The sequence below is a fragment of the Kutzneria sp. NPDC051319 genome (assembly GCF_040682195.1).
Classification (GTDB): Bacteria; Actinomycetota; Actinomycetes; order Mycobacteriales; family Pseudonocardiaceae; genus Kutzneria.
In genome coordinates this window covers 79,868-86,475 of record NZ_JBFBAM010000040.1, presented here as the reverse complement: position 1 = coordinate 86,475, position 6,608 = coordinate 79,868, and the positions used below count along the sequence as shown (strand labels likewise).

General features: G+C 69.6%; 5 protein-coding genes. 2 read left to right on the top strand and 3 right to left on the bottom strand.

Going from position 1 to position 6,608, the window contains the following annotated elements; genetic code table 11:
* Nucleotides 1–119: 119 nt before the first annotated feature.
* Nucleotides 120–1,178, bottom strand: coding sequence for a glycosyl hydrolase family 18 protein (locus AB0M73_RS31435; RefSeq protein WP_363898103.1), 1,059 nt, complete (start codon nucleotides 1,176–1,178; stop codon nucleotides 120–122).
* A 174-nt stretch (nucleotides 1,179–1,352) separates the two neighbouring features.
* Here AB0M73_RS31435 and AB0M73_RS31430 point away from each other — a divergent pair, with 174 nt between their 5' ends.
* Entirely contained in the window at nucleotides 1,353–2,519 is a 1,167-nt protein-coding gene (locus AB0M73_RS31430) for a glycoside hydrolase family 64 protein (RefSeq protein WP_363898100.1), read from the top strand.
* 9 nt (nucleotides 2,520–2,528) lie between these two features.
* Nucleotides 2,529–3,095, top strand: a complete 567-nt coding sequence (mug, locus tag AB0M73_RS31425) for a G/U mismatch-specific DNA glycosylase (protein ID WP_363898097.1) — start codon at nucleotides 2,529–2,531, stop codon at nucleotides 3,093–3,095.
* On the opposite strand, the gene AB0M73_RS31420 is transcribed toward mug, so the two are convergent.
* Nucleotides 3,004–5,559 carry a PEP/pyruvate-binding domain-containing protein gene (locus AB0M73_RS31420; RefSeq protein ID WP_363898094.1) on the bottom strand — a complete coding sequence of 852 codons (2,556 nt, stop codon included), beginning with the start codon at nucleotides 5,557–5,559 and terminating at the stop codon, nucleotides 3,004–3,006. The genes mug and AB0M73_RS31420 overlap by 92 nt on opposite strands.
* A 55-nt stretch (nucleotides 5,560–5,614) precedes the next feature.
* The gene (locus AB0M73_RS31415) at nucleotides 5,615–6,577 is read right to left on the bottom strand and encodes a GTP-binding protein (protein ID WP_363898092.1); all 963 of its coding nucleotides are present in this window, start codon (nucleotides 6,575–6,577) and stop codon (nucleotides 5,615–5,617) included.
* Nucleotides 6,578–6,608 lie beyond the last annotated feature (31 nt).

The window sequence follows — 6,608 nt, the reverse complement described above, 5'->3', positions numbered from 1 at the left end:
GGCGCCCCCCAACTCATCTACCCCCCCCCCATCCGCTATTTTTACGTTCGCTCGGGACCATACCTCCCGTCGGTGTGGAGCTAGGCTCCCTACCCAACTTCCCAGCCTTGACAGATGGGTTAGTTGTGGGTAAAGGCGCCCATGGTTCGGGTGTACTGCCAGGGGGCCTGCTGCACGCCGGAACAGGCGTCGGAGTGCTCGCCTGGGCAGGAACCGCTGTCACGGCCCAGCGCCCAGAAAGACAGCGAGCCGATGTTGTGCAGCCATGACCACACCGTCACGTCGATCGCGTCGCGCGGGGTGAAGATCTCCAGCGGGCCCGTCTCGCCGCCCGAGCCGTAGTCGTCCACGCCGACCATCTCGATGATGCCGACCTGCTCCCACAGCTTGGCGTCCGGCGTGCCCGGGTGCAGGGCGCGCAGGTCGGCCAGCAGCAGGTTGGCCGCCGTCTTGGTGTCGGCGGCCATCTGGTGCGGCTGGTCGTCGTAGTAGTCGAAGGTCATGATGTTGACGATGTGGATGTCCGCGCCGTTGGCCTTGGCGTTGGCCAACATGTCCCGGGAACCCTGGGTGATGCCGATGACGTCGGTCGGCACCGTGTAGTCGAACTGGATGACGCGGTGGTTGGCGGCCGCCCACTTCTCGACCTTGGCGATGGCCTTGTTGCGGCGATCCACGCCGGCCAGGTTCTTCTGCATCGGGCCTTCGACGTCGAGGTCGATGCGGGTGATGTCGTAGGTCGTGATCACCTGCTCGAAGTTCTCGGCGATCTTGTCGACATCCGTGCAGCTGTCGGCGATGTCGGTGCCGTGGCCGGAGGCGTCGCCGCCGCCGTAGGAGGCGATCACGTCGCCGCCCATGGCCCGCAGGCGCTTGATGGAGTCGCCGTACTCGGCCTGGGAGATCGGGCGTTTGGGGTCGCCGTCCCAGGTCGCCTCGCAGGAGCCCGCGACCGGCGTCTGCAGGAAGGCCATCGTCAGGTAGCGGGCGCCGGAGGCGGCGGCCTGCTCCGCCGGGTCGCCCGGCTTGTACGTCTGGAAGTACGGCGCGAACACGTGCGCCGGGATCGCGCGCTGGTGGGAGCCGGCGGCCGCCGCGCTGCCGGTGGTCACCGTGGCGGCCACCGCGGCCACCGCCACGGTCGTGGCCAGCCCGCGGGCCAGTCGTGAGGTCAACATGCCCACAGCCTCGCGGTACCGGTACCGGAGGTCCAGACCTTTGTCCGAAGAAACCCGGGACCGGTTCCGACATTGACACGGAATGGCGGGGAGCGTGACCATGAGAGCGCTCTCACACCCTGACCGAGAGCACGGCCGCCTCGCCACCCTGCCCACGACGAGGGGATTTCACGTATGCGCACGACAAGGACGTTGTGCACCATCGCCGCCGCGACAGCAGTCGCCGCCGGCGTGCTGGTAGCGCCGGCCCAGGCCGCGGTGCCGGCCACGATTCCACTGACGATCGTCAACAACTCTGGGCGCTCCGGCCCGGTGTACATCTACGACCTGGGCACCAACCTGGCCACCGGCCAGCAGGGCTGGGCCGATGCGGGCGGCGGCTTCCACGCCTGGCCCGCCGGCGGCAACCCGCCCACCCCCGCCCCGGACGCCTCCATCGCCGGACCCGGCAACGGCGGGTCGACAACCATCCGGATCCCCAAGTTCTCGGGGCGGGTGTACTTCTCCTACGGCCAGAAGCTGGTGTTCAAGCTGACCACCGGCGGCCTGGTGCAGCCGGCGGTGCAGAACCCCAGCGACCCCAACCGGAACATCCTGTTCAACTGGTCCGAGTACACCCTCAACGACTCCGGGATCTGGATCAACAGCACCCAGGTCGACATGTTCTCGGCGCCCTATGCCGTGAGCGTGGGGTCGAAGACCACCGGGCATCTGAAGGCCGGCGGCTACACCGGGTTCTTCAACGCGCTGAAGGGCCAGCCGGGTGGCTGGGCCAACCTGATCCAGACCGCGCCGGACGGCTCCATCCTGCGCGCGCTCTCCCCCGGGCACGGCATCGAGACCGGCGCGCTGCCCAACACCGTGATGAGTGACTACGTGAACCGGGTGTGGACCAGGTACAGCAGCTCCACGCTGACCGTGACGCCGTTCGCCGACCAGCCGAACACCAAGTACTTCGGCCGGGTGTCGGGCAACGTCATGAACTTCACCAACAGCGCCGGGCAGGTCGTCACCTCGTTCCAGAAGCCGGACGCCAACAGCATCTTCGGCTGCTTCAACCTGTTGGACGCGCCCAACGACCTGGTGCGCGGGCCGATCTCGCGGACGCTGTGCGCCGGCTACAACCGGGCCACGCTGCTGACCAGCTCGAACCAGCCGGACCTGAACGCGGCCGACTTCTATGTGGACACCGTGAGCAACCAGTACGCGCGCAAGATCCACGCGCAGATGGTCGACGGCAAGGCCTATGCCTTCGCCTTCGACGACGTGGGCAACTTCGAGTCGCTGGTCAACGACGGCAACCCGGCCAGCGCCACGATGACCCTGGACCCGTTCAACTAGGTTTGGCGGGTGCACAAGCCCAGCAAGGCCGAGTTGGCCGCCGCCCACGGCACCGTCCTCGACGACCTGGTCGCTCCCGAGCTGAACGTCCTGTTCTGCGGGATCAACCCAGGGCTGTGGTCGGCGGCCACCGGCTTCCATTTCGCCCGTCCCGGCAACCGCTTCTGGCCGGCACTGCATCTTTCCGGCTTCACGCCGCGGTTGTTCGACCCCTCAGAACAGAAGTTGCTGCTGGGGTTGGGGTTGGGCATCACCAACGTCGTCGCCCGGGCCACGGCCCGGGCCGACGAGTTGACGCCGTCGGAGTTCGTGGAGGGCGGGAAGCGGCTGGTCTCGGTCGTGCTGGAGCACCGGCCGAAGTTCCTGGCCGTGGTGGGCGTCGGCGCGTACCGGACCGCCTTCGCCGCCCCCAAGGCCGTTGTCGGGCCGCAGGAGGCGACGATCGGCGAGACCCGGGTGTGGGTCCTGCCCAATCCCAGCGGCCTCAACGCCCACTGGCAGTTGCCGGCGCTGGCGGAGGAGTTCGGTCGGCTGCGGGCAGCAGCGTCACCGTCCCGGCCGCCCCGTCGATCGTGATCTCGTCGCCGGTGGCGATCCGCCGCGTGGCGTTCGGGACGCCCACCACGGCCGGAATCCCGTACTCCCGGGCGACGACGGCGCCGTGCGAGTTGGCGCCGCCCATCTCCATCACGAGCCCGCCGGCGGTGAGGAACAGCGGCGTCCAGCCCGGATCCGTCGACGGGGCAACGAGAATCTCGCCCGGTTCGAGGTGCGCGCCGACGGGATCCAGCACCACCCGGGCGATGCCGGTGATGTGGCCGGTGGAGGCGGCGGTGCCGACCAGGTCGCCGTCGGCCGGCGGGGCGGCGATGGCCTCGGGGTCGGTGCCGTCGGACAGGATCATCTGCGGCACCTGACGGCGGCGCAGTTCCCGGTCGTACGACTCGTGCCGGCTGGCGACGATCTCCCGGAAGTCCTTGCCGTCCAGCGCTTCCCGGCATTCCTTGAGCGACAGGAAGAACACGTCGTCGGTGCGGGCGATGCGGTCGGCGGCGGCCAGGTCCGCGCCGACGTGCTGGAGCTGGCGGCGGATCTCGGCCAGGAACCGGATCAGGAATAACTTCGGGGTCTCCCGCAGGCCGGCCAGCCGTCGGGTGCGACCCAGGGCGAACCGGACGAGGCGGCCACGGACGCCGCCGGCCTTGCGGGACAACGACTGGATCATCGCCTCGGCCTCGGCGGCCCCGCGCCGGAACTGGGCGTCCGGGGCGGCCTCGGCGTCGTCGAGGCGCAGGTAGTTGGCCAGCACGCCGAGGATGTGGGCCGGGTCGTCGGACCAGCGCGGCATGCCCAGGTCGATCTCGGCGACGGCCCGGTGCCCGTAGCGGTCCAGGAACCGTTGCACGGGCGGTGGAATCTCTCCGGAGGACAGGCCGACGCCCCGCAGCTCGCCCGCCACCCGCCACAGTTCCAGGTCCATTTCGGTGGTGACGTTGTGCGGGAGTCCACGAAGGACGGTCTCCAGCCCTTCGCCGCTGCCCAGCAGCCGGCGGGCGAAGGCCAGCATGATGAACCCGGCCAGCGGCACCGGCAGCGCCTTCGGCAGCATCGTCGGGATCGCCGGCAGCGCCTTGATCACGTGCTCCAGCCGCGTCCGCGAATCGTGCTCGCCGGGCAGTGCCGCGATGGCCAGCAACCGTCGGCCCACACCGTCCAGACGCCGGTCGGCAGCCGCGGGCCGGACCATGGCCTCGGTCAGGCGGAACGGGAAACCCATGCGCAGCGCCAACTTCAGGATGTGCCGCGCCGCACGGAAGGCGCCTGGGCGCACCGACATGTCGGGGTCGTCGAACAGCGATCGCATCGCGGCCGCCGTCCGGGCCTCCATGACGTCGAAGATCCTGGGCACGATGAACCGGCCCAGGCGGCTGCGCACGATCACCGTGGCGTCGACGTACACGCGCTGTCCGGCGTCGGAGAAGAAGGCCGGCCCGGCCAGGGCGTCGGTGACCGGCAGGCCGAACATGCGGCGGCCACCGCTGGCGATGAGCCGGAACGAGGACATGCCCATCGGCGTGATGGGGCGATAGAGGCCCTGCGCAACGGAAACACACAGGTACGCGCGACGACCCCCGCCGTCGTTGGAGGGGCTGTCGGGCACCGGGTACAGCGTGGTGATCGGACGGGCCTGGGTCAGCCACAGGGTCCCGGCGGCGTCGATGGCCCACTCGGTGTCCTGCGGGCTGCCGTAGTGCCGTTCGACGCGGTCGCCGAGCGCGGCCAGCGCGAGGATCTGCTTGTCCGACAGGCAGGGCTCGGCGGAGTCGAGCGAAACCTCTTGTGTGCCACCGCCGGCGACCGATCGGATGGCGATCTTCTTGTCTCCCGATTGTCGCTGGAGGATCCGGGCCGAGGCGGTGTCGACCACGAAGTGGTCGGGGTTGACCGAGCCGGACACGACGGTCTCCCCCAGACCGGCGTTGGCGTCGATCACCGCCTCGCGCCGACGGCCGGTGACCGGATTGGCGGTGAACAGCACGCCGGCGACCTCGGCGTCGACCATGCGCTGCACGACAACCGCCAACTCGACGGCAGCGTGGTCGATGCCGTTGCTCTCGCGGTAGGCGTAGGCGCGGTCGGTCCACAGCGAGGCCCAGCACCGGCGCACGGCGTCCAGCACGCTGTCGATGCCCACGACGTTGAGGAAAGTGTCCTGCTGGCCGGCGAAACTGGCGAACGGCAGGTCCTCCGCGGTGGCCGACGAGCGCACGGCGACCGGGACGTCCGCGCCCAGTTCCTCGTAGCCGGCCCGGATCTGGTCGGCGATGTCGGCGGGGATCTCCACCGCCAGCAGCGCCTCGCGCACCTCGTCCAGCGGGACACCGGCCGCGACGCGGCGATAGGCCTCGGTGGTGACACAGAAGCCGGGCGGCACCGGCAGCCCGGCCCCCGTCAGCTCGCCCAGGTTGGCCGCCTTGCCGCCGACCGAGGCCGGCATGGTGCCGTCGATACGGGTGAAGTCCAAGGTCAGCGTCGACATGACGCCGAGGTTAGGACCACGCGCCGGTAAACTCAACAGCTGTTGAATAACGAACTCAGGCCTCGGTGTGCCGGTGCACCGCGAACATGGCCCGCTCGTCGCCCTCCCCCACGCAGCTGACCAGCTGTTCCTCGATGCCACTCATGTCGACGCCGATCACCACCAGGCTGGTGCGGCGCGGCTCGGCTCTACCCCATCGGGCACGCCGGAAGTGCAGGAAGCCGCCGACCACCTGGAGCTCGTAGCGCTCGGGCTGTCCGAAGTGGACATAGCCCTTGATACGGAACACGCCCTCCGGGCGGCCGTCGAGGAACTCGACCAGGCGCTCGGGATGCATCGGCTCGTCGGACTCGAACGAAATGCTCTGGTACAGCGCGTGCACGTGTTCGCTGTGGTCCTCAAGGTCGTCGAACGACAGCTGCGCCGACTTCGGGCGCTCGCGGCGGTCGAACAGCAGCCCGGGATCGAGGCGCCCGTGCTCCGTGGTGACGATCGCGGCGCCCTCGGCCAGTTCCGTCACTACGGCGAACACCTCGGCCAATGCGGCGGCGTCCACCCGGTCGACCTTGTTCAGCACCACCAGGTCCGCGACGCGCAGGTGCTTGTCCAGCTCCGGATGCCGCAGGCGGATGGCCGCGAACTCGACGACGTCCACCACCTCGACCAGGCCGCCGTACTCCACCGACGGGTCGGCGCTGCCCAACACCTGCTGGGCCACGGCCTGCGGCTCGGCGATGCCGCTGGCCTCCACCACGATCACGTCCACGGCGCCGGTCAGCTTGCCCAGCACGTCGTCGAGACCGCCCTCGTCGGTCACGCAGCACACACAGCCGTTGGACAGCGACACCATCGCGTCCACCTGGCCGGCGACCGCCATCGTGTCGATGTTGACCGCGCCGAAGTCGTTGACCACCACCCCGATGCGCGTGCCGGAACCGGTCCGCAGCAGGTGGTTGAGCAGTGTTGTCTTGCCGGCGCCGAGAAATCCGGCCAGCACGATCACGGGGACGCCCACCATGGTCCCTTTCCCGAATGTCCCGATTTCCGCC

Coding starts and splice junctions, on each gene's coding strand:
- AB0M73_RS31435 (WP_363898103.1), bottom strand. CDS start 1,178: ATGTTGACCTCACGACTGGCCCGCGGGCTGGCCACGACCGTGGCGGTG.
- AB0M73_RS31430 (WP_363898100.1), top strand. CDS start 1,353: ATGCGCACGACAAGGACGTTGTGCACCATCGCCGCCGCGACAGCAGTC.
- AB0M73_RS31420 (WP_363898094.1), bottom strand. CDS start 5,559: ATGTCGACGCTGACCTTGGACTTCACCCGTATCGACGGCACCATGCCG.
- AB0M73_RS31415 (WP_363898092.1), bottom strand. CDS start 6,577: ATGGTGGGCGTCCCCGTGATCGTGCTGGCCGGATTTCTCGGCGCCGGC.